The following is a 26,538-nucleotide window of genomic DNA, read 5'->3' on the forward strand; positions in this document are numbered from 1 at the left end:
GCCCAGCCGCGGTTCGCACGCAACAGGAACCCGCCACCCCAAGCCGACCACCTACGACCCCGGCGCACCCGCCGGCCCAGGCTCTCCCGCCAAAGGCGGCTCCACCACCACCCCAGGCAAGAAAACCCGAAAAACCGCCCCACCCTCAGAAGGCAAACAACTCAATTCCCCACCATGAGCCCGAACAACCCCCCGAGCAATGGCCAGCCCCAACCCGGACCCACCCGACCGCCGATCCCGAGCATCATCCAACCGAACCAACCGGTCAAAAATCCGCTCTCTCTCCGCTTCCGGCACCCCAGGCCCATTATCAGAAACAGTGAACCCAACCGAATCCACAGAAATCCGCACAACCCCCTGCGGACCACTGGCCTGCCGAGCATTATCAACCAGATTGACCATTACCTGAGCCAACCTCTGCCCATCCCCAACCACAACAGCAGAAACCCCATCAGCGGCAATATCAAAATCAGGCGCCACAAACCGAGTCCGAGCCACCTCCGCAAGAGCCAGCCCCATCAAATCAACATTCTCCCGCTGCATCTCATACCCAGCATCAAGCTGAGCGAGCGCAAGCAGGTCATCCACGAGCCGCCCCGCACGCCGAGCCTCTCGAACCAAAAGGAAGCTCATCTGATCCCGATCGGGCGAATCCACCGGAGCAGCCACCAGCGCCTCAGCCACCGCCTGAACCCCGGTGATCGGCGTGCGCAACTCATGGGCAGCATCAGCGACAAACCGCCGAGTCCGCTGCTCCGACCCCTCCAACGAATCCAGCATCCCGTCAAAAGCAGCCGCCGTACGACCCAACTCCGTATCCGTGCGAGACGGGTTCAACCGCCCCCCACGATGCCCAGCAGCAATCGCCTGAGCCAACGAGGTCATCGCATCCAACGGCGCCAACGCCCGCCGAACCACCCAGATCATCAACACCCCGGTGACCGCAATGGCCCCGAGCCCCAGAAGAATCAAGAGCTTCCGCAACCGCCCCTGAGCCTGCGAAATGGCTTCGGTGTCGGCGTAGAACGTGAACCGAGCCCCGCGAATGACCTGAACCTTGCGGGTGTACGGCCCCTCGTCGGGCGCCTCCCCGAACCGGTTCCCGTTGGGCAGCTCAGCCGTGACGTGCAGGTTCTTCTTGGTCAGCTGCCGCACCACGTCCCGAGCCTGCGCCCCCCGGTTCATCGCCGTGGTCGCCCGGTTGGCGGCATCGATCAACACCACGTCGACGTCCCGGTTGGACTGCCCCGCGAACGTCCGGTCCACCGAAATCACCAACGCCACCAGCACCAGGAACAGCACCAGCAGCACCGAAACGGCGACCCGCCGCCGAAGCGACACCGTGCGAAGGCTCATTCCTCGGCCCGCAACACGTACCCCAGGCCGCGCACGGTGTGCACCAGACGAGCCCCGTGCTCCTCCAACTTCCGCCGAACCGCGGAAATGTGCACCTCGACCAGGTTGGGGTCGTAGTCCTCATAGCCCCACACCGCGGTCAGGATCTGCGTCTTGGACACCACCCGCCCCCGCTGGGCGGCCAGGTACACCAGCAGCCGCAGCTCGGTCGCGGTCAGCTCGATGGCCTGGTCAGCCCGCATCACGACACCGGCGTCCGCGTCCACGACCAGGTCCCCGACCTGCACGGTGGACGGCGTCCGGCCAAGCCTGCGCAACACGGCCGACACCCGAGCCACCAGCTCGGCCAGCACGAACGGCTTGCCGACGTAGTCGTCGGCCCCGCCCGACAACCCGCGCAGCCGGTCAGGAACCCCGTCGCGCGCGGTCAGCATCACCACACCGGCCCCCGACGACCGCCGGATCACCTCGAGCAGTGCGAACCCGTCCCGCCCCGGCAGCATCACGTCCAGCACGACCAGATCAGGCCGGAAGCGCCCCAGGTCGGCCTCGAGCTGCCGCCCGTCCAGCCGGTGCTGCACCTCATAGCCGGACTCGCGCAACGCGGACGACACCGCGGCGCCGATCGCCTCGGCGTCCTCGATCACCAACACCCTGGCGGACACCTCACCATTCTGCTGATCATCCGGACTTCGGGCGACTCGCCTTCAGCTCGCGCTCAGCATGCGCGCGCATGCTCGACCCATGTCGAAGAAATCTGCGTGGGCCGGCGCCATCGTCGCGGCCGCCGGGCTCACCGTCGGCGGCATCGCGGTCGCGACGGCGGCCGACAACCCCGATGGCCCGCCCGCGGCGTTCGCGGAGCGCCACCCCGGCGGCCCCGGCAAGCCCGGCCGCCCCGGCAAGGCCAACCTGAAGGACAGCACGCTCGTCGTCGGACGGGTGAAGTCGGTCGAGTCCGGCAAGCTCAACATCACCAAGGACGACGGCAGCGAGGTGTCGTTGACCACTGACGGCTCCACCAAGCTGCGCGGCGGCGACCTCAACGGTCTCAAGGCCGAGCAGCGCGTGACCGTGCGCGTGAAGGACGGCAAGGCGCTGAACGTGGCGCTGGCCAAGGCTCACGAGCAGGGCACGATCAAGGACGTCAACGGCAACAACGCCACGTTGGTGCAGGTCGACGGCCTGCAGACGCCGCTGGACCTGTCCGCGGTCAACGAGAAGCCGAAGAACGGCGACCTCGTGGCGTTGACCGGAACCGTGTCCGACGGCAAGACCGTCAAGGTGGAGCAGCTGCGCCAGCTGCCGAAGTAAACCTGGCCTCCACGCGGACCGCCGCGTCTGCGAACATCGCAGTGTGGCGGTTCCGCGAAGCCCGGACAGATGGGTGTTCATCCTGCTGGTCGTCGGACTGGTCGGGATCGGGGTCGCGATCGCGCTTTTCGCGCCTGCCAAGGTGCTCGGCGCCGAGGAACCCCCCAGACCCGTGACCGCCACCGTCGTCGAGACCGGTTCGTGCGGCCAAGGCATGGACACCGTCGAATGGGACGCGGGCGGCGAGAAGAAACAGGCCAAGCTCGACGGCTGCGGTCACCGCAAGGGCGAGACCGTCGAGATCGTCCTCACCGGCAACGACATGGTCCAGTCCGCCGCCTCTGTTCCGGTCGGACTGCCGGTCGGCCGCCGCCTCACCGCGCTGCTGCTGTGCATGGCAGCGCTGGCGGGTGGGTTCTACGCGTTCCTCTTCCGCTATGCGCCTCTGCGAGCGCCCGCGGTGCTGCCCGCTCCGAAGCAGCAACCGGTTTCTTAGCGATACCGTGGCCCCGGTGTTCGCATCTTGAGCCTGGGGGCTTCTGTGAAGCGTGCAAGAACCAGATTCGCGACCGTTTTCTTCGGCATGATGCTCGCCTCGACTGCCGTCGTTCAGCCGCCGCAAGTGCCTGCTCGGTCGCGGAGACCACGTGATGTGGTGAGTCCGGTGCCCGCCTCGGCTTTCGGCGCGGTGGGCACCGGCGTTCACTCCCCGGCGGGAGTCACCTTCTTGACGTACAGCAGCCGGTCACCCGGCTCGATCGCGTCCGCCTCCGGAGCGTCGACCCGGTAGAGCGTCCCGCTCCGCACCACGCCCAGCACGATGTCGGACAGGTGCCGCGGCGACCCGCCGACCTCGCTCGACTCCACGTCGCGCTCGGCGATCGCGAGCCCGGCGTCCGGCGTGAGCAGGTCCTCCACCATCGCCACCACGGACGGCGTGGCCGTGGCCATGCCGAGCAACCGGCCGGCCGTCTCGGACGACACCACCACCGAGTCGGCACCGGACTGCTTGAGCAGGTGCTCGTTCTCCCGTTCCCGCACCGACGCCACGATCTGCGCCTTCGGGGCGAGCTCGCGGGCGGTCAACGTCACCAGCACGGCCGTGTCGTCCCGGTTCGGGGCGACGACGATCGCGCGCGCTCGAGCTGCGCCGGCGACGCGAAGCACGTCGTTGCGCGTACCGGACCCATGCACGGTCACGAGTCCGATGGCGGACGCGGCGTCGAGCGACTCCTGCACGGTGTCGACGACGACGATCGAGCCGGGCTCGACGCCGTCACCGAGCAGCGCCTGCACCGCCGAACGCCCCTTCGTGCCATAACCGACGACCACGACGTGGTCCCGCACGATCCGCCTCCACTTCTGAATGCGCAACGCCTGACGGGAGCGCTCGGTGAGAACTTCGAGTGTCGTGCCGACCAGCACGATCAGGAACAGGACGCGCAACGGCGTGATGACCAGGACGTTGACCAGCCGCGCTGACGACGACGCGGGTGTGATGTCGCCGTAGCCGGTCGTCGAGAGTGACACCGTCGCGTAGTAGAAGGAGTCGAGCAGCGAGACGCCGTCCTCGTTGACGTCGCGGTAGCCGTCGCGGTCCAGGTAGACGATCAGGACCGCGAGCAGCAACGCCGCCATCGCGCCGACAACGCGTTTGAGGATGGCTCGGCCAGGGCTCTGCGCCTGGTCCGGCATCCTGATCACACCGACGAGCGAATGCGACGCTTCGTCAGACAGGCTCATCGAGTCAACCTCTCGGGCAGCATCCGCCACAGGTGAGCAGCCGCCTCCGCGCCTTTGAGGAGCAACGGCACAACCACGCGCTCGTTCGGCGCGTGCACGCGATCATCCGGCAAGGTCGCTCCGAGGTAGACGAGGGGCACCCCGAGCCACGCCTGCAGCACCGCCGCCGGCCCCGATCCACCCGCTCGCGCGAACCGCACCGGCTGGTCGAACGCCAGCTCCATCGCCTCTTTCACGGTCGCGTTGGCCGGGTCGTCCGGGCTGATCGCGTACGGCGGCACGCCCTCACCGCGGAAGCTGACCTCCGCCCGGATCCCCGGCGGCGTGTGCTTCGCGACGAACTCGCGCAGCTGGTCCGCGACCTTCTCGGGCAACTGGTCGGGCACGAGCCGGAAGCTGATCTTCGCGGTCGCGGTCGCCGGGATGATCGTCTTCAGCCCGGGCCCGGTGTAGCCGCTGCTCAGCCCGTTGACCTCGGCGGTCGGCCGCACCCAGATCCGTTCCAGGGTCGTGTAGCCGGGTTCACCGGCCAACGCCTGCGCGCCACCACCGTTGTGCGCCAGCCACTTCTGCTCGTCGAAAGGCAGCTCGGCGTAGTCGGCTCGCTCCTGTGTGGACGGTTCGCGCACGTCTTCGTAGAAGCCCGGCAACGCGATCCGGCCGTCGTCGGAGTGCAGCGCGGCGATCAGTTTCGCCAACGCCGTCGCGGGGTTCGGAATCGCACCACCGGCCCGGCCCGAATGAACGTCATCGGCGCCGCCGAAGAACGTGATCTCGCCGCCGAGAACTCCGCGCTGTCCGGTGTTGACGGTGGGCGCATCCCGTTCGTGCAACGCGGTGTCCGTGAACACCACAAGATCACAAACGAGATCCTGCCGGTGGTCTTCGAGGAGCTTTCGCAGATGCGGTGAACCCGATTCCTCCTCACCTTCGACGAAGAGTTTCAGAGTGACGCTCGGCGCATTCTGTCCAGTTGCCGCCAGATGTGCTTTCACGGCGAGCAGGTGCATCGCGACCTGCCCCTTGTCGTCGCTCGCACCGCGGCCGCGCAGCTCGTCGCCGCTGGTCACGGGCTCGAACGGCGGGTGGTGCCAGCGATCGAGCGGATCGACGGGCTGCACGTCGTGGTGACCGTAGACAAGTACGGTCGGCGCCTGCGGATCAACGGCTGGCCAGCACGCGTAGACGGCGGGAAGCGCTGGTCCGTGATCCCAGATCTGGATCTCCGGCCAGCCGTCTTCACTCAGCTGAGCAGCCAGCCACTCGGCGGATCTCTGCACGTCAACGCGATGTGCGGGATCGACGCCGATCGACGGGATCTTGATCCACTCGCGGAGCCCGGCGACGAAGGAATCGCTCAGCGCGGCGACTGCCGCACGTTCGGGGGCGCGTTCGGGATGATGAGAATCACCTGCCACGCCCGTGGAGAATAGGCCAGCCCCGTCTCGCCTACGCGGCGTAGGCATGACAGGGTGACCGCATGGAACCGAACCGTTCCCGAGCGCGGTCGGCGATGGCACTCGCCGCACTGCTCGGTCTGGCCGGGGTCACCCACTTCACCAGGCCGAAGCACTACGACGCGATCGTCCCGCGCTCTCTGCCCGGCACCCCGCGGCAGTGGACCTACGTGTCGGGCGTCGCCGAGTTGGCCCTGGCCACAGCAGTCGCGGCCCCTCGCACGCGGAAGCTGGGCGGTGTGCTGGCCGCCGCGTTCTTCGTCGCGGTGTTCCCAGCAAACGTGAAAATGGCTCTGGATTTCCGCTCCAAGTCGCCTAAGGCGCGCGCACTGGCGTATGGTCGCCTGCCGCTGCAGATCCCACTCGTCGCTTGGGCCTGGAAAGTGGCGAAAGCAGCCCCATGACCACCCTGGGTAATCCTTAACCAAGTATCCCGCAAACGCTGTCATTTTTCGCGCGAGGAACCTTAGGATGCGCCCTGTGCAAACGCTTCTTCAGCGCGCCGCGCACGCGCTCGACTGGGATGGAGTCGTCGTACCCGACGTCGCCGTACTGGGCCAGCAGGTGTCCGCGGTGGTGCGTTTGCTGCCCGACGTGCACGAGTGGAGAACCCGGAACGGCTGGCCGCCGCGCGCCGATCCGTCGTGGTTCCGCTCCTGGTTCGAGCCCGCCGCCCACGACCAGCTGCCCGTCGCGGCAGTCGAGCTCGTCGGCGTGCTGGTCAGCGAGTCCACGACGGACCGCGCCCTGCAGTCGTGCGGCACCCTGCTGACGCTGGCGCCCTGTGCGGTGATGCTCCCGCGGTCCGACGAGTCGCAGGCCTGGTCGTACATCGAGCTCGACTACTACGGCATCGGTGTCGTGGTCGCGGACGACTCCACGGCGGACCTGATGGTGCCGCCGGAGGACCGATCGCCGGAGTTCGGGCCGTCGCTGTTCGGACGGTGGCTGCTCGAGGTGCTCTACGAACGCGTGCTGAAGGAATCGCACGCTCCTGCCGGGACTAGCTCACAGTCCTGATCAGATCCTTCAGGCCCTGCTCGTCCAGCAGATCCGTCGGCCGGAGCGTGTGGTCGTGCCGCACGTAGTGGAACGCGGCCCGGACCCGTTCCAACGGCTCCCCCACCAGCGCCGCCCAGGCCAACCGGTAGGCCGCGAGCTGCACTGACAGCGCTGGGAGCGCTTCCGCGTCCGGCACCGCACCGGTCTTCCAGTCCACGACGGTCCAGCCGTCCGGGTCCTTGTAGACGGCGTCCATCCGCCCCCGCACCGAGATCCCGTCGAACTCAGCCTCGAACGGCACCTCGACGTCGTGCGGTGTCCGGTCCGCCCAGTCGCTCTGCAGGAACGCCTCCTTCAGGCGTTCGAGATCGGCGTCCGGTGCCGCGTCGGCATCTCCCGCGCCGGGCAGCTCGTCGATGTCGAGCAGCCTCGTCGCCCCGAACCGGTTCTCCAGCCACGTGTGGAACGCCGTACCCCTGCGGGCCAGCGGGTTCGGCGGGAACGGCAACGGGCGCCGCAGCCTGCGGGCCAGCAGGTCCGGGTCCTTGGCCAGTTCGACGAGCTGGCTGACCGACAGGTGGTCGGGCAGCTCGACCTGCTCGCGCCGGTTCATCGATGCCGCACGTTCGGCGAGCAGCACGTCGACGTCCTTCGCCCAGCCCTCCGGATCGTCGTCCTCCGGCATCTCCGGGTCGTCCGGCACGATGTCGTCCGGCAGCGGTTCTGGCTCCGGCGGGAAGTCGTCGTCCGGCGGCTCGTCCGGCGGCGGGTAGTCCTCGTTCTCGACGACCTCGGGTTCCGGTTCGTCGAAGATCAGCGGCAACGGCTCTGGCGGCGTGTTCTTGAGCGCGTCGAGGGCGGCCAGCACCATCTCGGCGCCCTCGACCACGCCATCCCGGCGCTTGCCGAGCGGATCGGCGGGCCACTGCGACGTCTTCACGTCCTCGGCGAGCGGGTTCGGGGTGTCCGGCTCCGGCTCGTCGGCCCACGCGCTGATGTCGCCGGGCGGGTCGTCCCGTTGCAGGACCTCGTGCATCTCCCGCAGGAACACCGACGGTCCCTTGGGCTTCTCCCCGGCCTCGCCCCACCAGTGTCCCGACATGAACAACGTGTGCTCGGCGCGCGTCACGCCGACGTAGAAGAGCCGGCGCTCCTCGACGAGCCTGCGGTCCTCGAACTCCTCCGCGTGGATCGTGAGCGCCTCGTCGACCTCCTTGCGGTTGAAGCCCGCGCTCAGCCTCAGCTCCGGCAGGTCCTGCGCGTCACCTCGCAGATCCGCAGGCAGCTCCGTGACCGCCTTGAGCCAGCACGACGACTTCTTGCGGCCGGGGAACACGTCCTTGACCAGGTGCGGCAGCGCGACGATCCGCCACTCCAGCCCCTTCGCGGAGTGGACGGTCAGGATCTGCACGCGGTCCTCCGACACCTCGACCTCGCCGGGTTCCAGCCCGTCCTCGGCGTGCTCGGCCGCGTAGAGGTAGTCCAGCAACGACGGCAACGTGGCGCTCGGACTGGCTTGGGCGAAGTCCGCGACGACGTCGGAGAACGCGTCGAGATGCGCGCGCCCGACCATGCCCGGCCGCGACATGGCCTCGATGTCCAGCAACAACGTCCGTTCGACATCCGCCACCAGCTCGGGCAGCGGCTGGTCGAGCCTGCGCCGCAACATCGCCAGCTCGCCGCCGAGCCTGCGGATGCGCCGGTAGCCGTCCTGCGAGTACGCGTCCGGGTCGCCGGGGTCGTCCAGCGCGTCGGCCAGCCCGGCCTGTTCCGCGTGCTCGCCAGGAAGTGCATCCGCCAGCACCAGCAACGGATCGTCCACAACGGACTGTCGGCTTTGGACTCCGGCCAGTTCGCGCGCCCTGCTCCACAGTGCCGCGAGGTCTCGTGCCGCGAGCCGCCAGCGCGATCCGGTGAGCAGGCGCGCGGCCGCCGTTCCCGCCAGCGGATCCACCAGAACACGCAGCGCCGACACCAGGTCCCGCACCTCGGGCTCGTCCAGCAACCCGCCCAGCCCGACGACCTCGACCGGCAGCCCGCGTTCCCTGAGCGCGGCAGCGATGGCCGCCATGTCGGACCTCCTGCGGACGAGAACGGCCGCGGTCGGCGGCACACCTTCCTCGTCGAGGTGCGCGATCCACTGCGCGGCAACGTTGTCCGCCATCCAGTCGAGCTCCTGGCGGATGTCCTCGTGCAGCGCGAGCCTCACGTCACCCGGCCCGGCTCCGTTCCTGGCCCTGAGCTCCTCGACGTCCAGCCCGGCCTCTCGCAGCGGCAACGACACCGCGTTCGCCAGCTCCAGCACCTCGGGTGGGTTGCGGAAACTGGTCAGCAGCCCGAACTTGTTGGTGGGCGGGAAGTCGTCCGCGAACCGCGGCAGGTTCGCGGCACTGGCCCCGCGCCAGCCGTAGATCGCCTGCGCCGGGTCGCCGACCGACGTGACCGGCATCGGCTTGCCCTCACCGAACAGGCTCCTGAGCAGCACGCGTTGGGCGTGCCCGGTGTCCTGGTACTCGTCCAGCAGCACCGCGCCGTACCGTTCGCGCTCGCCCTCCGCGACCTCCTTGAACGCGGCGAGCTGCGCGGCCAGCGACATCTGGTCCGCGAAGTCGAGCGCGGCTTCCTTCCGCTTTCTCTGCTGATAGGCGTCGAGCAGCGGCAGGAGCGCGACCCGCAGCCGTTGCGCGCGGATGACTTCCTGCAGCTTCTCCGGCAGGGCATCCCGTTGCCTCGGCGCTTTCGGCGCGTTCTCGATCAGCGCGCAGAGCCTGTCCGCGTGGCTTTGCAGGGCTTCGGGCGTGACCAGGTGCTCGCCGAGCTCACCCGCGAGCGACAGCAGGTACCCGGTGATGGTCGCGGGCACCTTGTCGGTGTCGATGTCGTTCGCCCACGTCGACACGACCCGGTGCGCGAGCTGCCACGACGCCGTCTCGGTGAGGAGCCGGACACCCGGCTCGACCGGCAGCCTCAGACCGTGCTCGGTCACCAACCGCCCCGCGTACGCGTGATACGTGAGCACGACGGGTTCGCCGGTGAGGACGGCCATCTTCCGCTCGCCGCTGGGGTCGAGCTCGTCGAGGAGGGTGGAGCCGGCGAGCCTTCTGAGCCTTGCCCGCACGCGGTCCGCGAGCTGGCGTGCGGCTTTGCGGGTGAAGGTGAGGCCCAGCACCCGGTCCGGCAGCACGATGCCGTTGGCCACCAGCCAGACGACCCGCGCGGCCATCGTCTCGGTCTTGCCCGCGCCCGCGCCGGCCACGACCAGCGCCGGCTGGGTGGGGGCGGCGATGACCTCGGCCTGCTCGGGGGTCGGCTTGTTGAGCCCGAGCGCTTCGGCGATCTCGAAAGGACTGACCGTCATGGCCCGACCAGCTCAGGGACGACGGACGCCCCGAGGTCGGCGCGGCCAGCACGTCGCCCTCGAACGACGCGATACCGCCCTGGAACGACGCGGCATTGCCCTCGAACGACGCGATGCCGAATGTCGCGCTGGGCGACAGTCCGGTCGCAGGTCCTGAGCAACGTCACCAATACATCTTCCTACCTGGGCCGCGAGCTTCCGCAGCACCCAGGCACGTGTGTTCGCAAACCGTTCGGACACGGGAAACGCGCAGGTCAGCCGCTCGCGGTCAACCGTTCCCGCCAACCACCACCAGGGCTCGGCGGCCTGCACCGCAGATATTTTCTCGACGCCTACCCGCCCACCCGCCACCCGGCCTGTGAACCTGGCACCTCACACCTCGCCATTCCCACGCCACCTGCCGCTCGGTCCGCGGCCCGGCACGCCTCACACCCACCACCCACACGCTCACCGGCCAGCCAGTCCGCGACCCCGGCACGCCTCACACCCACCACTCACTCGCTCACCTGCCGGCCGGACGGGTGGACCGGGCACGTGGTGCGCGCCGGACAGCGGTCGCAGTCCGCGTTCTCCCGCGCCGTGTAGTCCGGGCCGAGCACCGACTCCGCCGCGTCCTGCACCACCTCCAGCCAGGCCCGGACGCCCTGCTCGTCCAGCGGTGCCTGGGTGCGTTCGACCGCGCCGGTCTTCTTGTCCTCCTTGGCCACGTACAACAGCCGTGCCCCGCCCGGCTCGGTCCCGAGCCCGATGTGGGTGAAGCCGCCGAGCGACGTGGCCAGTTGGTAGACCGCGAGCTGCGGGTGTTCCTGGGAAGCCTCGCGGGAGACCGGGCTCTTGCCGGTCTTGATGTCGATGACGATCGGGCGGCCGTCCTCGTCGTGTTCCAGGCGGTCGACGCGGCCGCGGACCTGCAGCCACGGGCCACCGTCGCGTTTCGGGACCTCTACGACCATCTCCTCCTCGACCGCGACCTGGGTGAGCTGGGCGCGGCTCATGGTTAGCCAGGCCAGGAAGGTGTCCAGCATGCGTTCGACGCGCAGGCGTTCGCGGCGGGAGAACCACGGGGCGCCGGCGTCCACGGCCGCCCAGGCCTCGTCGAGTTTCACGCGGAGCTGGGCCGAGTCGGCGCCCGAGGCCGCGGCTTGGGCCAGGGCGTGGACCAGGGTGCCGGTGACCGAGGCGAGTTCGGCCGGGTCCTGGCCACCGTGGCGTTCGATGACCCAGCGCAGCGGGCACTTCGTGATCACCTCGATGGTCGACGGTGTCACGCTGACCTTCTGCTCCTCCGTCCACAGTGAGTCCAATGTGGACACTGCAGCCACGCCGTACCAGGACTCCGGGTGCGCGCCGGGCACGCCCGCCTCGGCCAGGCGCGCCAGCTGAACCGCGGCACGTGAACGGCGATCCGAGGACTCCGCGTCCGAGCACACGACCCGGCGCAGTTCGCCGACCAGTTCGGCCAGCACCAGGCCGCGCTGGGGGCGGTGCAGCTTGCGTTCCTCCTCGGACGACGACTCGATCTCGTCCAGGAAGCGCGACGGCTGTTCGTCCTCACCGCGAACCGCGCTGATCAGCAGCTTCGAGCGCGCCCGGGACGCGGCGACCAGCAGCAGGCGGCGTTCCTCCGCGAGGATCGGCGCGACGGCCGACACCGACGGTTCGAGGCCCGCCAGCACGTCCACCATGCGCTCGACGCCCAGCACGGTGCCGCGCAGCCGCAGGTCGGGCCAGCTGCCCTCCTGAACCCCGGGCACGGCAACGACTTCCCACTCACGACCGGCCGCGGAGTGCGCGGTCAGCACCGACACGGCCTCACCGACAGGAGCCGAAGCAGCCAGGGTGTCGCCGACGATCCGCTGCGACTCCAGGTAGTCCGCGAAGCCCGCCACCCCCGACCCCGGCAGGCGGTCGACGTACTTCGCGGCCGCCTCGAACAACGCCACGATCGCGTCGAGATCGCGGTCCGCCTGCATGCCCGGCATGCCGCGCCGCGCCGACTGCGCCACCCAGCGGTCCTGCAGCCCGGTCGCCGTCCAGAGATCCCACAGCACGACCTCCACCGACTTGCCATCGGAGATCGCCTTGCGCGCCAACGCCAGCAGATGCGCGATCCGCCGAGCGGGCAGCGACTCCACGTCCTCCAGAGCCGCCAGCCGGTCGGCGGTCTCCACCACCTCGACCAGCAACTCACCGGACGGACGATCGCCTCCCGCGGCCATCTCCAACCGGCGCAGACCACGGCGCAACCGCCGCAACGCCAACGGATCCGCCCCACCGTACGAAGACGACAGCAGCATCGCCGCGGTGTCCTCGTCCAACGACCCGGGCACGGCCGCAGCACGCACCAGAGCCAGCAACGGACGCACAGAAGGCTGCTGCGCCAACGGCAACTCGTCCGACGCAACCGCCACCGGAACACCAGCCGCGAGCAAAGCCCGTTGCAGCACGGGCAAGGACAGCGTCGCCGAACGCACCACGACCGCCATCTGCGACCACGGCACCTCGTCGGCCAAGTGGGAACGGCGCAACTGGTCCGCCACCCACGTCGCCTCCTGCGCGGACGACGCGAGCAGCCGCACCTGCACCGAGCCCTCGCCGTCAGCCGGCAACACGGACCGTGTGGGAGACGCACCGGGCAACCGGGAAGCCAAGCGCGCCACGGCATCCCGGATCTCGGGCATCATCCGATGGGACTGCGACAGCACCACGGTCTCACCGTCCACGTCCCGCAGGATCTCCGGCGAGGCACCGCGGAACGTGAAGATCGCCTGATCCGGATCGCCCGCCAGCACGAACCGGGACGCACCCGACCCCAGCGACCTGATCAACGAGTACTGCATCGGGTCGAGGTGCTGCGCGTCGTCGACCAGCAGGTACCGCACCCGCCGCCGCTCGGAGAACAGCAGCTCCTCGTCGTTCACAAAGGCTGCGTAAGCCGAGGACACCAGCTCGGCAGCGTCGTAAGCGGGCGCGAAAGCCGTCGCCGAGTCCATGCCGGACAGCAGGTTCACCGACTCGTACTGCCGCCCGAACAACCCGGCCGCGACCCACTCGTCGCGCCCGTGCTCCTCGCCGAGCTCGACCAGGTCCTCAGGCCCCAGCCCACGTTCGGCGGCCCGCAAGAGCAGATCCCGCAACTCGTGCGCGAACCCGGGCAGCTCCAAAGCCGGACGCAACCGCTCAGGCCAGTTCGAAGCACCCAGATCGACGTCACCGGCCAGCAGCTCGCGCACCATCGCGTCCTGATCCGGCCCGGACAGCAACCGCGGCGGCGGCTCACCCAGCAACACCGCCTGATTCCGCAACACCGCAAATGCGTAAGAGTGGACAGTCCGGACAAGAGGCTCACGCACAGTGGACAACCGGCCGGTCAGCAACCGCGTGATGTGTGCGCGCAACGCCACGGACGCACGCCGGTTGGCGGTCAGCACCAGCACGTTCTCCGGCGAGGCCCCCTCCTCCAGCACGACGTGCGCGGCCAGCTCGGCGAGCAGCGTCGTCTTGCCCGTCCCCGGCCCGCCCAGCACCCGCAGGAAGCCCGGCTGACCGAAAACCCGCTGGGCAGCCGCATCCCACCGGGGACGCGGGCGCGTCTCCGGCTTCCGGCGGACCAGCTGGGGTGGAAGTGCCACGACTCGATTCCACCACGCACCACCGACAAGATCGGCAAGGCCCGTCCGGCAAACCCCCGGCGGATTTCGTCTACCTTCTTGACAGAAGGAGGTGGTCTAGTCCATTTTTGAAGACGTTGTGAGCCCCCTCACTGCCAGCTCCGCCGCCCTGGACCGAGCAGTCTTGGAGGACTGATGAAGCGGTTCCTCGTCGGCGCAGTCGCTGCCGCGTGCACGGCGATGCTTCTGCCCGTGCAGGCTCAAGCTGCCGTCAACCCCATCCTCGCCGCGCCCTACCTCTACCAGTGGGGCAACGTCCCCAGCGCGACGAGCGTGATGCAGCAGACGGGCATCAAGTCGTTCACCCTCGCCTTCATCCTCAGCGACGGCGGCTGCAACCCGAAGTGGGACGGCACCCGTTCGCTGACCGGAAGCGACAAGACCCTGATCAACAACATCCGCGCGGCCGGCGGTGAAGCGGTCCCGTCGATCGGCGGCTGGTCCGGCAACAAGCTCGGCCAGAAGTGCTCGTCGGCGAGCGCACTCGCCGGCGCCTACCAGAAGGTGATCGACGCCTACGGACTCAAGGCGATCGACATCGACATCGAGGCGCAGGAGTTCGAGAACAACACGGTCCAGGACCGCGTGCTCGGCGCGTTGAAGATCATCAAGCAGAACAACGCGGGCGTGAAGGTCGTCATCACCATGCCGACCGAGTCCACCGGCCCGAACTCGTGGGGCAAGCGCCTGGTCACCCGCGCCAAGGAGCTCGGGGCGCCGATCGACACGTTCGCGGTCATGCCGTTCGACTTCGGCTCCGGCGGTGACATGGCCGCCAAGACCAAGAGCGCGGTCGACGGCCTGAAGAACCACATCAAGTCGACGTACGGCCTGTCCGACGACGCGGCGTACCGGCGCAGCGGCCTCTCCTCGATGAACGGCAAGACCGACACGAACGAGACCGTCACCCCGGCGAACTTCCGCGACATCATCACCTGGGCGAACTCGAAGCACCTGTCCCGCGTGTCCTTCTGGGCCGTGAACCGGGACAAGGGCAACTGCGGTGCCATGAGCGACTCGTGCAGCGGCATCAACCAGGGAACCTACGAGTTCACGAAGGCCCTGGCGGGCTTCCACGGGTAGCAGACTCCTCCGGTGGCCGGACGTGACCCCGACCCCGTCCGGTCACCGGGGTTCCAAGACTTCCGCATCCCGCGGCAAATGTGGGGCAGGCACCCGAAAAGGCGCCTGCCTCACCGCTTTTCCAGCCTCTTCAGGAATTCCGTCGGCGTCCCGGCCGCCCCGAAGTGCTCGCCCGTCGCGAAGTCCGCACCCGCCGCCAGCCACCAGGACGCCTGCTCAGCGCTGCGGATCCCGTCCACCGCCACGGTCACGCCCGACCCGCTCAGCAACGGCAGCAGCGCTGTCACGTAAGGAGATCGGCGATCGACCAGGCTGCGCGCCACCCGCACCGACCGCACCGGCAGGTCCGACACCGCGGCCGGGTCCAGCGGACCGAGCCCGAAGTCGTCGAGCCCCATGTGGACGCCCATGTCCGCCAACGTGCCCAGGTTGTCGGCCGCGTCGGTCACCAGCAGCACCGACGCCGGCATGCTCACCGCCAGCTGTTCGACCGTCAGCCCGGTCTCATCCAGCACGCCCACCACGCGCGACACCAGGTCGGCGTCGGTCGCCTGGTGCGCGGTGAGCCGCACGACCAGCGACCGGTCGAACTGCCCGCGCTGCCGCCACCACGCCGACTGCCCGGCTCCGACCCGCAGCAGCCACTCGCCGAGCGGCAGGATCAGCCCGGTCGACTCGGCCAGCTCCGCGCACTCGTCGTGGTCCAGCACCTCGGCATCCGGTCTGTCCCAGTGCAACGCCGCCTCGACGCCGCTGACCTCACCGTTGGCCAGCTGCACGATCGGCCGGTACCGCACGGTGATCTCGCCGTTCTCCCACGCGGCCGGCATCGCCACGGCCACCGCGTGATCCCGGCGGTCGAGCACGTCCTGCGCGGGGTGGAAGACCTCCCACTGGCCACGCCTGCGCACCTTGGCCCTGCGCAACGCCGTGTCCGCCGCCCGCAGCACGTCCACCGGCTCGGCCTCGACGGACGGCCGGTGCACCACGCCGGCGCTCACCGACACCGCCAGCCCGTGACCGTCCACATAGGTCGGTTCGAGCAGCAGGTCGTCGTTGATGCTCTTCATGATCTCGCCGATGGTCGGCGTGGCCGCCGTGTTCTCCACCAGCACGCCGAACTCGTCACCGTCGAACTTGGCGATCATGGCCTTCTCCGCTGCCATCACCACCCGCAGCCGCTGCGCCACGTGCTGCAGCAACCGTTCGGCGACCCGGCCGCCGACGCTGTTGCTCACCATGCCGAACGCGTCCAGGTCGAGGTGGAAGACCGTCACGCCGAACTCCGGATCCGCCTTGCGCAGCACGGTTTCCAGGTGGGTGGTGAAGAACTGCCGGTTCGGCAGCCCGGTCAGCACGTCGTGCAGCGACTGCCGTTTGAGCTCGCTCTGCAGCAACTCCAGCTCGGTGCCGTCCTCGACCACCACGACGAAGTGGCTTCGTTCGTCGTCCGCGCCGCGCAGCAACGACATCGTGAGCGACAACCGCGCCGCCTCACCGTCCTTGCGCAGCATCCGTTGCGACTGCCTGATCCGTTCCGCGGCGCCGCTGACCAGGTCGGCCATCGCATCGCTCAGCATGTCGGCGAAACCGGGCGCGATGAGGTCGAGCAGCGGGACCCCGACGAGCTCCTCCTGGGTGTGCCCGAGGATGTCGCCGACCGCCGCGTTCGTCGTGAGCAGCCGTCCTTCGAGGTCGACGATCAACACACCGTTGGTGGACGACGTGACGACCTCGTTGAAGCGGGCCTCGCTCTCCTTGAGGTTCCAGTTCGCGTCGCGGACCGCCTTGAGCAGCGACTTCTGCATGCTCTCCTGCTGGGTCAGCACCGACTCGCTGGTGGCCTCCGTGAAGCCGGACCCGAGTGCGCCGATCACGAGCGCGATCCGTTGCGCGTACCTCTCGACCTGACCGAACTCCGGCAGCGCGAAGAGTCCCCTGCCGAGCACGTCCGTCGTGCGCCGCAGCCCGATCGGCCCCAGATACCCCAGCTTCGCCAGACCCGCGCCGATCTGCTCTGCGGGATCGCCGGTGAACGGCTCCGCGTGCAGCAGCGCGCAGATTTCGTCGAGCCGGGTGCTCAGCGCCTCTCCCAGACCGTCCAGGCTCATCGGGATCGCCACGGCGCTCTGCAGCAGATACGCCCATTTCCGGGCAAGCATCTTCCGCGCCCGGACGATGTCCTCGGGCGAAGGCGTTACGTCTGGTATTCGACTCGGCTCGGGCATTCGGGGGTGCCTCGCAATAGGCTCAGATGCCTCGGCATCTTACCCACGGTCCGTCGGTCTCTTTTCGACCGACCGTGTGAATGAGCATCACTCCATCGAGATTCTCTATGGCTTGCGTCCGACCCCGGCGTAGGCGAGCCTGTTGATCGCCGGATCGCTGGAGATGTCCCCCGGCCCGGATGGCCGCCACTCGGCGAATGTGACGAGACCCGGCTCGGCCAGCTCGAATTCACCGAAGAACGCGGCGATCTCGTCCCGGCTGCGTTCGACGACCTGGTCCCCGCCCGCCTTGTTCATCCGCTCGGCCGCGACCTTGACACCCTCGTAGTCGTGGTCGTCGGCGAAGTGCGTGATCGCCAGGTAGCTCCCGCTGGGCAACGCCTCGCGGTAGTGCTTGAGCAGACCCCACGGATCGTCCTCGGTCGGCACCCAGTGCAGCATGAGCAGCATCAGCAGGCCGATCGGCTGGTCGAAGTCCAGCAGGTGCGCCTGCGGGCTGTTCAGGATGCTGTCCGGATCCCGCAGATCCGCCTGCAGCACGCGAACGCTGTCGTTGCCGGCCAGGATGAGCTCGCTGTGCGCGACGGCCACCGGATCGCGGTCGACGTACACGACCCGGCAGTCGGGGGCTTCCGCCTGCGCGACCTCGTGCACGTTGGCCACGGTCGGGATGCCGGAGCCGATGTCCAGGAACTGGCGCACACCCTGCGCGACCATGAACCGCACCGCACGGCCGAGGAACGCCCGGTTGACCCTGGCGGCACTGCGCGCGTGCGGCATCGCCGCTTCCATCTTGTCGCCCATCAGGCGGTCCACCGCGAAGTTGTGCGCTCCACCGAGCATGTAGTCGTACAGCCTCGCCGCGCTCGGCACCGAGACGTCGACGCTCTGTGGAACCCAGTTCTGCTCGTCAGCCACGGCGACCACCTCTTCAGGTTGCGGACGCACAAGCTTAGGCAGGCATGAAGCGTGCACCGCTAGTCCGCCGGTGTGAACGCACGCCACCCGATCGGGCACTGTCACTCTGGGCCGAACGACTCCTAAGGTTGGCCGTCTCTTTCCACGTCGCGAGGAGCGATGATGTCTGTCCCGGTGGCGCCCGGCAGGCTGCCATTTCTCGGGCACACTCTGCCGTTGCTGCGGAAAAGATTCGAGTTCACCGCGAATTTACGAGGTCAGGGCGACCTGGTCGAAATCTACCTCGGTCCGATGCGAACGTTATTCGTGACCAGCCCGCAGCTGATGCACCAGGTATTGGTCACCGATGCGCCCAAGTTCCACAAAGGGCGAATGTTCGACAAGTTCCGCCCGTTCATGGGCAACGGGCTCGTGATGTCCAACGGCGCGTTCCACCAGCGCCAGCGCCGGATGATGCAGCCGGCGTTCCACCGCGACCGGATCGCGGGCTACGCGAACACCATGGTCCGCGCGACGCGTGAGCTGGTGGACGGCTGGCAGCCCGGCGAGGTGCGGCGGATCGAGGAGGACATGCAGGGCCTCGCCGTCACGATCGTCGGTGAAGCGCTCTTCTCGACCGAGATCGGCGAACGCGCGGTCGACGAGGCCCGCCGGTCGATCTTCGTGATCGTCAAGAACGGCATCGTGCGCGCGCTCTCACCTGGGTTCGTCGAGAAGCTGCCCATCCCGGCCAACCGCGAGTTCGACGCCGCGATCGACCGGATGCGCTCGATCGTGCAGGAGGTCATCGCGAGCTGGCGGACCGACGGCACCGATCAGGGCGACCTGCTGTCGATGCTGATGCTGGCCAGGGACGAGGCCGGTGAGCCGATGACCGACGAGCAGGTCTTCGACGAGGTCATCACGCTGCTGTCTGCCGGCATCGAGACCACCGCGCTCGCGTTGGCGTGGATCTTCCACGAGATCGCCGCCAACCCCGCGGTCGAGCAGCGGGTGCTGGCCGAGCTCGACGAGGTGCTGGCAGGCCGTCCCGTGACGTTCGAGGACGTGCCGAAGCTGACCTACGTCGGCCAGGTCGCGCAGGAGGTGCTGCGCAAGTACTCGCTCTGGCTCCTCATGCGTCGCGTCGCCGAGGAGGTCGAGCTGGACGGCGTCCGCCTGGCGCCCGGCACCGAGCTGATCATCAGCCCGCACGCGATGCACCACAACCCGGAGCACTACCCCGATCCCGAGCGCTTCGACCCGGACCGCTGGACGCCCGAACGCGCCCGGCTGCTGCCCAAGGGCGCGTTCGTCCCGTTCGGCGGCGGCATCTACCAGTGCATCGGGAACCACTTCGCGCTCACCGAGATCGTCATCGCGGTGGCGTCCGTCTGCACCCGCTACCGGTTGGTCCCCGACCGGCCCGTGCGCACCAAGTTCACCAACGCCGTCTACCCCATCGGCCTGATGATGAAGGCCGTTCCCCGCTAGTTGGAGGTTGTTCCCTCATGCGTCTCCGTCGGCTCTGTGCCGTCGCAGTGCTCGCATTGCTCGGTACCGCGCCCCTCCCGGCGAACGCGGCCGAAATCAGCTGCCAGGACGTCTACACGCCGGTGAGCTTCGGCCTCATCCAGCAGACCATGTACGGCAAGCTGTGCATCCCCCAAGGCGCGACATCGGTCCAGGTCCTCGTTCCCGGTGCCACGTACACCAGCGCGTACTGGGACATCCCGGTCCAGCCCGACGTCCGCTCCGTCCGGCTGGCGATGAACCACGCCGGCATCGCAACCATGGCGGTGGACCGGATCGGCACCGGCAGGAGCAGCAAACCGCTCAGCCTGCTGGTCACCGTCCCGAGCCAGGCCGACGCGGTGCACCAGGTGGTGCAACGGATGCGCGCACAGTTCCAGAAGGTGTTCATGGGCGGCCACTCGCTCGGCTCCGTGGTCGCGATCGTCGAGGCGGCGACCTACCACGACGTCGACGGGGTGCTGATCACCGGCATGACCAACCAGTGGGACTACGTCAAGGCGTTGCCCACGATAATCAGCTCGATCCCGGTCACGCTCGACCCGCGGCTGGGCCGGCTCGGCCTCGACCCCGGCTACCTGACGACGGTGCCGGGATCCCGCTACACCAGCTTCCACAAGCCGGGCCTGCTGAACTCCGCCGTGGTCGACTACGACGAGTCCACAAAGGACGTTTTCGCGACGGCCGAGCTGGTCACGACGCCACTGATGGTGAACCTCGTGATTCCGGCCAGCCGCAAGATCACCGCGCCGGTCATGAGCATCCAGACGACGTCGGACTACTTCTGCGGTACCCCGCCGCTCGGCTCTGACTGCTCGTCGTCCGAGGCGCTGGCCGCGTCGGAGAGGCCGTTCTACTCACACGCGCCGCGGGTGGACGCGTTCGTCCTCACCGGCTACGGCCACTGCTTCAACTTCGCGCCCGACTCGGACCGCTACCACAAGGCAGTGGTCGACTGGCAGCGCAGCCTCTAGTTCAACTTCTTCAGGAGATCGCCTGCTGCTTCAGGTGATCCGAAGTGGGCGCCGATCGCGAGGTCGGCGCCCGCTGCCGTCCACCACTCCGCCTGCTCCTCGGTCTCGATGCCGTCCACGCAGAGGTTCACGCCCAGGTCGTGCACGGCGGGGATCAACGCGGCAGAGCGAAGGTCCTGACGCCGCACCAGATCCTTCGGCACGAGCACCGACACGACCGGCAGCTCCGTGAGCCACGCCAGGTCCCGCGGCCCGAGCCCGAAGTCGTCGAGCGCGATCCGGATTCCCCTGTCCGCCAACGTGGCCAGGTTCTCCGCCGCGTCGGCCACACCGAGCACGCACACCGGCATCGAAAGCGTCAGCTTCTCGTGCGGCATCCCGGTCTCCTCGATCACCTTCACCACGCGCGACACCAGGTCCGCGTCGGTCGACTGGTGCCGGGTGAGCCGGACGCCGAACTGCGCGTCGATCTCGCCGCGCTGCCGCCACCACTGCGCCTGGCCGGCCGCGATCCTGATCAGCCACTCTCCCATCGGCAGGATGAGCCCGGTCTCGTCGGCCAGTTCGGCACAGCGATCCGAGAGATCCCAGTGCAGCACGGCCTCCACGCCCGCTAGCTCACCGGTCGCGAGCATGCGAACAGGCTGGTAGCACACGCCGATGTCGCCCTGCTCCCACGCTCCCGGCATCACCACGGCCAGTGCCGCGTCCTGCCGGAACGACGTGTCCTGGTTGTGGTGGAACAACTCCCATTGGCCGCGCTGGTCCTTCTTGGCCTTGCGCAACGCCAGATCCGCCATGCGCAGCAGCTCGACGGGGTCGACGTCAGGCGCCGGCCGGTGGACCACACCCGCGCTCACCGAGATCGCGAGCCCGTGCTCGTCGACGTAGATCGGGTCGGCCAGGTCGGCGTTGATCGCGGCCATCGTCGTCGCGACGTCCGGCGTGAAAGCCGTGTTCTCCACGATGATGCCGAACTCGTCGCCGTCGAACCGCGCGACCATCGCCTGCTCGCGCGACATCAACGCGCGCAGCCTGCGTGCGACGTGCTGCAGCAGCTTCTCGCCCACGCGGCCGCCGAGGCTGTTGCACACCAGGCCGAACGCGTCGAGGTCGAGGTGGAAGATCGTGACGCCGAGCTCGGGATCGGCCCTGCGCAGCACGGTTTCCAGGTGGGTGGTGAAGAACTGGCGGTTCGGCAGGCCGGTGAGCACGTCGTGCAACGACTGCCTGCGCAGTTCTCCTTGCAACAAAGCAAGTTCCGTGTCGTCGTCGGCGATCACGAGGACATGACTGGCCTTGCCCTCGTCGTCGCGCAGCAGTGACGCCGTCAGCGTGACCTTGGCGAACTCCCCGTCCCCGCGCACGAGCTGCATCGGTTCCCGCTCGAACTCACCGCGTTCGGCGAGCACGCGTTCCATCATCTCGCGGAACACCACGATGGACGTCGGCGCGATCAGCTCGACGAGCCTGGTACCCGGCTCCGGCCGATGGCTGAGGATGACGCCGATCGCGTCGTTGCCCCAGGCCAGCCGCCCGTCGAGGCCGACGATCAGCACGCCGTTGGTCGACGAGGACGCGAAGCCCTCGAACTTCGCCTCGCTCTGCCGCTGGTCCCGTTGCGCATCGTGAGCGGCCTTGAGCAACGACCGCTGCATGCTCTCCTGCTGGTCCAGGATCGCGCGGGCGCGCGCAGCGGTGAAACCACACGTCAGCGCGCCGATTCCGCCCACGACGCGGACCGTGTGCTGGTCCGACGCGCGGAACTCGTCCAGCGCCAGCAGGCCTTTGCCGAGCACGTCGACGGTCCGCTTGAGGCCAGGCTCGTTGACGTAGCCGAGAGCGACGAGTCGCCCACCCACCTCCTCGAACGGGGCAGGATCGAACGGCTCGTTGTGCAGCGCCGCACACAACGCGTCGAGCTGGGCGCTCAGTTCCGCGTCCAGCTCGTCTCTGCTCAGTGCGACCATGACGACGCTGCTGAGCAGGTAGCTCCACTTGCGCGCCAAGGCTTCTCGCGCACGGACGGCGGCGGTGTCCGAAGGTGGAGCGGCATCGGGTCTTCGGCTTGGTTTCGTCATTCCCGTTGCCCTGTATGGGTTGAAGAGTGTCCGGCAGTTTACCCACCGGGAGTCGACGCCCACTGCGCCGACGGAGTGAACCTCCGACACTACAGGGTGGTTTCAGTCCTTACGACCCACCCCGGCGTACAAGAACATGTTCATGGACGTCTCGTCCGCGATGTCGCCAGGCCCGTCCGGCCGCCACTCGCCGCAGCCGACCAGCCCGGGCTCGACCAGCTCGAACCCGTCGAACAACGCGTTGACCTGCGCGTGCGTCCGCATGTGCATCTGGTCCGCGCTCTTGCTGCGGTTCACCACGGCGGCGGCCTGGTCGACGCTCTCGTCGATCTGATCCTTCGCCACGTGCGTCATCACGACGAAGCTCCCGGCGGGCAGCGCGTCACGGTACGTGGCGACGAGCTTCTGCGGATCGTCCTCGTCCGGTACCCAGTGCAGCATGAGCAGCATCAACAGGCCGACCGGTTCTTCCCAGTGCAGCAGGCGTTTCACCTCGGGACTCGACAGCACCGTCTCGGGATCGCGCATGTCGGCCTGCACGATTGCGGCATTTTCGTTGTCAGCCAACAACAACTGACTGTGCGCGACGGCCACCGGATCCTTGTCGACGTAGACGATCCGCGCAGCCGGGTCGCGTTCCTGCGCGACCTCGTGCACGTTCGCGACCGTCGGGATGCCCGATCCGATGTCGAGGAACTGCCGAACCCCCTGATCCATCAGGAAGTTCACCGCGCGGCCGAGGAACCGCCGGTTGAGCCGGGCGACACTGGGCAGTCCCGGCACCAGCTTCTCGATCTGGGAGCCGACCTGCCGGTCAGCGGCGAAGTTGTGCGCACCGCCGAGGATGTAGTCGTAGACGCGGGCCATGCTGGGCACGTTCGTGTCGATGCCGAGCGGCACCCAGTTCTGGGTCTCTGCCACGGTGAACACCTCTTCGGTTCGCAATACCCGGTTCTGGGCAGCTGCTGAGGAGACGCACGAGCTTAGTCACCCGAGCGGACATTGCGCTGAACCATCAGAGTGACCCGGAACCACCCGATCAGGCACTGTCGTCTTCCCCCAAACGGCTCCTAGTGTGGTCCGTCCCCATTCGGCCCAACTCTCAGGAGTCTGGATGCCCGTCCCGGTGGCGCCACGCCGCTGGCCGTTACTCGGGCACACCCCGGCGATGCTCACCCAGCGCGCCAAGTTCACCGACGCGCTGCACGAGCACGGCGACGTCGTGCGCCTGGACCTCGGCCCATTGCACGCCTACTTCGTCACCTCCCCCGCCCTGACGCACGAAGTCCTTGTCTCCCAAGGCTCGAAATTCCGCAAGGGCGCGATGTTCGACAAGTTCCAGCCCTACCTCGGCACGGGCCTGCTGTTGTCGAACGGCGAGTTCCACCTGCGACAGCGCCGCCTGATGCAGCCGGCGTTCCATCGGGAACGGATCGAATCCTATGCCTCGACAATGGCTCGTGCTGCTTCTTCGCTGGCTGCGCGCTGGCAACCAGGCGAGACCCGCACCATCGAGAACGACATGCAGGAGCTCGCGGTCACCATCGTCGGCGAGACCCTCTTCTCGACGGAGATCGGCCACCGCGCCGTCGAGGAGGTCCGCAGGTCCATCTTCACCGTCATCCAGCAGGGCATGATCCGCGCCCTCTCCCCGTCCTTCGTCGAGAAGCTCCCCCTCCCGGGCAACCGCGAGTTCGACGCCGCCATCGCCCGCATGAAAGCCGTTGTCCTGCAAGTGATCGAGGCCTGGCGAGCCGACTCCACCGACCACGGCGACGTCCTCTCGATGCTCCTGTTGGCCGGCATGACCGACGAGCAGACCTACGACGAAGTCCTCACCCTCCTCACCGCAGGCATAGAAACCACCGCGATAGCCCTGGCCTGGGCCTTGTACGAGGTGGGCAGCAACCCGGAGATCGAACACCGCCTGCACACCGAACTCGACCAGGTCCTGGGCCCCCGCCCGGTGACCTACGCGGACGTCGACAAACTCGTCTACACAGGACAGATCGTCCAGGAAACCCTGCGCCACTACCCAATTTGGTTCGTGATGCGCCGCACCCTGACCGAAGTCCAACTAGGCGAAGCAACGCTCCCACCAGGCGCCGAGGTGATCATCAGCCCCCACGCCCTGCACCACGACGAACGCTACTTCCCGTCCCCCCAACGCTTCCAGCCCGAGCGCTGGACTCCTTCTTTTCTCGCCGGCCTGCCTCGCGGCGCTTTCGTCCCGTTCGGCGGCGGCAACCGCCAATGCCTGGGCAACACCTTCGCCCACACGGAAATCGTCATAACCCTCGCCACCATCGCAAAACAGTGGCGCCTGACCCCCACCCGCCCTGCGCGCGTGAAGTTCACGTCCGCCCCGTACCCCAACGGCCTCCTCATGAAGGCCGTCCCCCGCAACTAGCCCGGAAGGTCCCCCATGCGCCTCCGCAGCCTGTGTGCCGCGGCCCTGCTAGCCCTCTTCTGCACCCCAGCACCGGCCAACGCCGTCACACCCCCGTGCCAAGACGTCAGCTACCAGGTCCGCATAGGCCTGACCCCACTGGTGACCTCCCTGGAAACCATGGCGGGCAGACTCTGCGTCCCCACCGGCGCCACCAAGATCCAAGTCCTGATCCCAGGCGGCACCTACGACCGCACCTACTGGGACGTGGGCTTCGATCCCAACACCCACTCGTTCACCCGCTCCCAGAACGCCTCCGGCTTCGCCACCCTCGCCCTGGACCGCCTGGGCACCGGCAAGAGCTCCAAGCCCTTGAGCGCCCTGGTAACCGCCTCGACCCAAGCCAGCGCGGTCCACCAGGTCATCCAAACCCTCAAGCCCAGGTTCTCGAAGGTCATCGTCGCGGGCCACTCGATCGGCTCCGCAATGGCCATGATCGAGGCAGGCACCTGGCACGACGTGGACGGCGTCCTGGTAACCGGCTTCACGCACAAGATGAACTACATAACCGTAGTGCCGGTCCTGGCCAACATGATCCCGGCGGGTCTTGACCTCGGCTACCTCACCACCATGCCCGACACCCGCTACAACTCGTTCCACAAACCAGGCCCTCTGGTCCCCGGCGCCATCTCGTTCGACGAGTCCACGAAGGACGTCTTCGCCGCCACCGAGGCAGTCGACACCATCCTCCTCAACACCGTGATCATCCCCATCTCTCGTCAGATCTCGGTGCCGGTGATGATCGCCCTAGGCAACGACTTCCACTTCTGCAGCTCCGGCGTCCCTCTGATGGGCAGCGACTGCTCCTCCCCAGCCGCCCTGAAGGCCGACGAAGGCCAGTTCTTCCCGTCCGCCCCGTCCCTCAACACCTTCATCCTCAACGGCTACGGCCACTCCATCAACTACGCCCCGAACGCCCCCGACTACCTCTCCGCAGTAGCCACCTGGACCAAATCGATCTGACTAAACTCGGCGCATGGACGAAGAGATCCACGAACGAGTCCGCGACTTCATCAAGGCCATCCCACGCGGACGAGTCGCCACCTACGGCGACATCGCTGATCTCGCCAAGGCCCCATCGCCAAGGCTGGTCGGCCGCATCCTGAACGAGGACGGCCACGGCCTGCCGTGGCAACGCGTCCTCAAAGCCGACGGCACCTGCGCCCCACACCTGAGGGAAACCCAACTACAACTCCTCCACGAGGAGGGCGTCCCAAACCTGGACGGCAAAATCAACCTGCGCGAACACCGCTGGGAAGCGGCCCGCAAAGAAGAGGACGAAGTCCCAGGCCTCTGGTAACGCCGAAGCCGAAGGCGAGGCACCCGAAGGCGAAGCCGAGGCAAGGCGACGCCGAAGGCGAGCTGCTTTTCCCGTGCGCTCCGGGTGGGGTC

At 68.1% G+C, this 26,538-nt stretch carries 20 protein-coding genes; 10 read left to right on the forward strand and 10 right to left on the reverse strand.

Going from position 1 to position 26,538, the window contains the following annotated elements:
* Window positions 1–51: 51 nt before the first annotated feature.
* A complete protein-coding gene (locus tag UK23_RS38140; protein WP_231114863.1) occupies window positions 52–1,311 on the reverse strand; it encodes a sensor histidine kinase in 1,260 nt (419 codons plus the stop codon).
* 41 nt (window positions 1,312–1,352) lie between these two features.
* A complete protein-coding gene (locus tag UK23_RS38145) occupies window positions 1,353–2,021 on the reverse strand; it encodes a response regulator transcription factor (protein WP_045316647.1) in 669 nt (222 codons plus the stop codon).
* A 79-nt stretch (window positions 2,022–2,100) separates the two neighbouring features.
* Here UK23_RS38145 and UK23_RS38150 point away from each other — a divergent pair, with 79 nt between their 5' ends.
* Both UK23_RS38150 and UK23_RS38155 read left to right on the forward strand, forming a co-directional pair.
* Window positions 2,101–2,670, forward strand: a complete 570-nt coding sequence (locus tag UK23_RS38150) for a hypothetical protein (protein WP_045316648.1) — start codon at window positions 2,101–2,103, stop codon at window positions 2,668–2,670.
* Window positions 2,671–2,713: 43 nt separating this feature from the next.
* Window positions 2,714–3,166, forward strand: a complete 453-nt coding sequence (locus UK23_RS38155) for a hypothetical protein (protein ID WP_156213691.1) — start codon at window positions 2,714–2,716, stop codon at window positions 3,164–3,166.
* Window positions 3,167–3,372: 206 nt separating this feature from the next.
* On the opposite strand, the gene UK23_RS38160 is transcribed toward UK23_RS38155, so the two are convergent.
* Together UK23_RS38160 and UK23_RS38165 are read right to left on the reverse strand one after the other, a co-directional pair.
* Complete coding sequence (locus tag UK23_RS38160) at window positions 3,373–4,413, reverse strand: potassium channel family protein (RefSeq protein ID WP_045316650.1); 1,041 nt, start codon at window positions 4,411–4,413, stop codon at window positions 3,373–3,375.
* Entirely contained in the window at window positions 4,410–5,831 is a 1,422-nt protein-coding gene (locus UK23_RS38165) for a M20/M25/M40 family metallo-hydrolase (protein ID WP_045316651.1), read from the reverse strand. Before UK23_RS38165 ends, UK23_RS38160 begins: the two co-directional genes overlap by 4 nt.
* A gap of 62 nt (window positions 5,832–5,893) precedes the next feature.
* On the opposite strand from UK23_RS38165, the gene UK23_RS38170 reads away from it, so the two are divergent.
* Both UK23_RS38170 and UK23_RS38175 read left to right on the forward strand, forming a co-directional pair.
* Complete coding sequence (locus UK23_RS38170) at window positions 5,894–6,274, forward strand: membrane protein (protein WP_045316652.1); 381 nt, start codon at window positions 5,894–5,896, stop codon at window positions 6,272–6,274.
* A 76-nt stretch (window positions 6,275–6,350) separates the two neighbouring features.
* Window positions 6,351–6,890 (forward strand): hypothetical protein, encoded by a 540-nt coding sequence (locus UK23_RS38175; RefSeq protein WP_196778071.1) that lies wholly within the window; start codon window positions 6,351–6,353, stop codon window positions 6,888–6,890.
* Here the strand turns inward: UK23_RS38175 and UK23_RS38180 are convergent.
* Window positions 6,874–10,230, reverse strand: a complete 3,357-nt coding sequence (locus tag UK23_RS38180) for an ATP-dependent helicase (RefSeq protein ID WP_045316654.1) — start codon at window positions 10,228–10,230, stop codon at window positions 6,874–6,876. The two genes, UK23_RS38175 and UK23_RS38180, sit on opposite strands and share 17 nt — an antisense overlap.
* Window positions 10,231–10,724: 494 nt before the next feature.
* Window positions 10,725–13,862, reverse strand: a complete 3,138-nt coding sequence (locus UK23_RS38185) for an ATP-dependent helicase (RefSeq protein WP_045316655.1) — start codon at window positions 13,860–13,862, stop codon at window positions 10,725–10,727.
* 174 nt (window positions 13,863–14,036) lie between these two features.
* Here UK23_RS38185 and UK23_RS38190 point away from each other — a divergent pair, with 174 nt between their 5' ends.
* Window positions 14,037–14,984 (forward strand): chitinase, encoded by a 948-nt coding sequence (locus UK23_RS38190; RefSeq protein WP_045316656.1) that lies wholly within the window; start codon window positions 14,037–14,039, stop codon window positions 14,982–14,984.
* Window positions 14,985–15,094: 110 nt separating this feature from the next.
* Here UK23_RS38190 and UK23_RS38195 read toward each other — a convergent pair whose 3' ends face one another.
* Both UK23_RS38195 and UK23_RS38200 read right to left on the reverse strand, forming a co-directional pair.
* The gene (locus UK23_RS38195; protein ID WP_231114864.1) at window positions 15,095–17,146 is read right to left on the reverse strand and encodes a putative bifunctional diguanylate cyclase/phosphodiesterase; all 2,052 of its coding nucleotides are present in this window, start codon (window positions 17,144–17,146) and stop codon (window positions 15,095–15,097) included.
* A 171-nt stretch (window positions 17,147–17,317) separates the two neighbouring features.
* Entirely contained in the window at window positions 17,318–18,130 is an 813-nt protein-coding gene (locus tag UK23_RS38200; protein ID WP_045316663.1) for an SAM-dependent methyltransferase, read from the reverse strand.
* Window positions 18,131–18,292: 162 nt separating this feature from the next.
* Between UK23_RS38200 and UK23_RS38205 the strand changes: the two genes are divergently transcribed.
* Together UK23_RS38205 and UK23_RS38210 are read left to right on the forward strand one after the other, a co-directional pair.
* Window positions 18,293–19,603, forward strand: a complete 1,311-nt coding sequence (locus UK23_RS38205; protein ID WP_045316664.1) for a cytochrome P450 — start codon at window positions 18,293–18,295, stop codon at window positions 19,601–19,603.
* Between the two features lie 17 nt (window positions 19,604–19,620).
* On the forward strand, window positions 19,621–20,616 hold the full coding sequence (locus tag UK23_RS38210) for an alpha/beta fold hydrolase (RefSeq protein WP_045316658.1): 996 nt from the start codon (window positions 19,621–19,623) through the stop codon (window positions 20,614–20,616).
* On the opposite strand, the gene UK23_RS38215 is transcribed toward UK23_RS38210, so the two are convergent.
* Both UK23_RS38215 and UK23_RS38220 read right to left on the reverse strand, forming a co-directional pair.
* On the reverse strand, window positions 20,613–22,625 hold the full coding sequence (locus UK23_RS38215; RefSeq protein WP_231114865.1) for a putative bifunctional diguanylate cyclase/phosphodiesterase: 2,013 nt from the start codon (window positions 22,623–22,625) through the stop codon (window positions 20,613–20,615). The two genes, UK23_RS38210 and UK23_RS38215, sit on opposite strands and share 4 nt — an antisense overlap.
* Before the next feature lie 174 nt (window positions 22,626–22,799).
* Window positions 22,800–23,618, reverse strand: coding sequence for an SAM-dependent methyltransferase (locus tag UK23_RS38220; RefSeq protein ID WP_082115308.1), 819 nt, complete (start codon window positions 23,616–23,618; stop codon window positions 22,800–22,802).
* Between the two features lie 193 nt (window positions 23,619–23,811).
* Here UK23_RS38220 and UK23_RS38225 point away from each other — a divergent pair, with 193 nt between their 5' ends.
* From UK23_RS38225 to UK23_RS38235, 3 genes are all read left to right on the forward strand, one after another.
* The gene (locus tag UK23_RS38225) at window positions 23,812–25,107 is read left to right on the forward strand and encodes a cytochrome P450 (protein WP_045316660.1); all 1,296 of its coding nucleotides are present in this window, start codon (window positions 23,812–23,814) and stop codon (window positions 25,105–25,107) included.
* A gap of 159 nt (window positions 25,108–25,266) precedes the next feature.
* On the forward strand, window positions 25,267–26,109 hold the full coding sequence (locus UK23_RS38230) for an alpha/beta hydrolase (RefSeq protein WP_231114866.1): 843 nt from the start codon (window positions 25,267–25,269) through the stop codon (window positions 26,107–26,109).
* 13 nt (window positions 26,110–26,122) lie between these two features.
* A complete protein-coding gene (locus tag UK23_RS38235; protein ID WP_045316662.1) occupies window positions 26,123–26,446 on the forward strand; it encodes an MGMT family protein in 324 nt (107 codons plus the stop codon).
* The last annotated feature ends 92 nt before the right edge of the window (window positions 26,447–26,538 follow it).

It is taken from the genome of Lentzea aerocolonigenes (genome assembly GCF_000955955.1).
GTDB classification, from domain to species: domain Bacteria; phylum Actinomycetota; class Actinomycetes; order Mycobacteriales; family Pseudonocardiaceae; genus Lentzea; species Lentzea aerocolonigenes_A.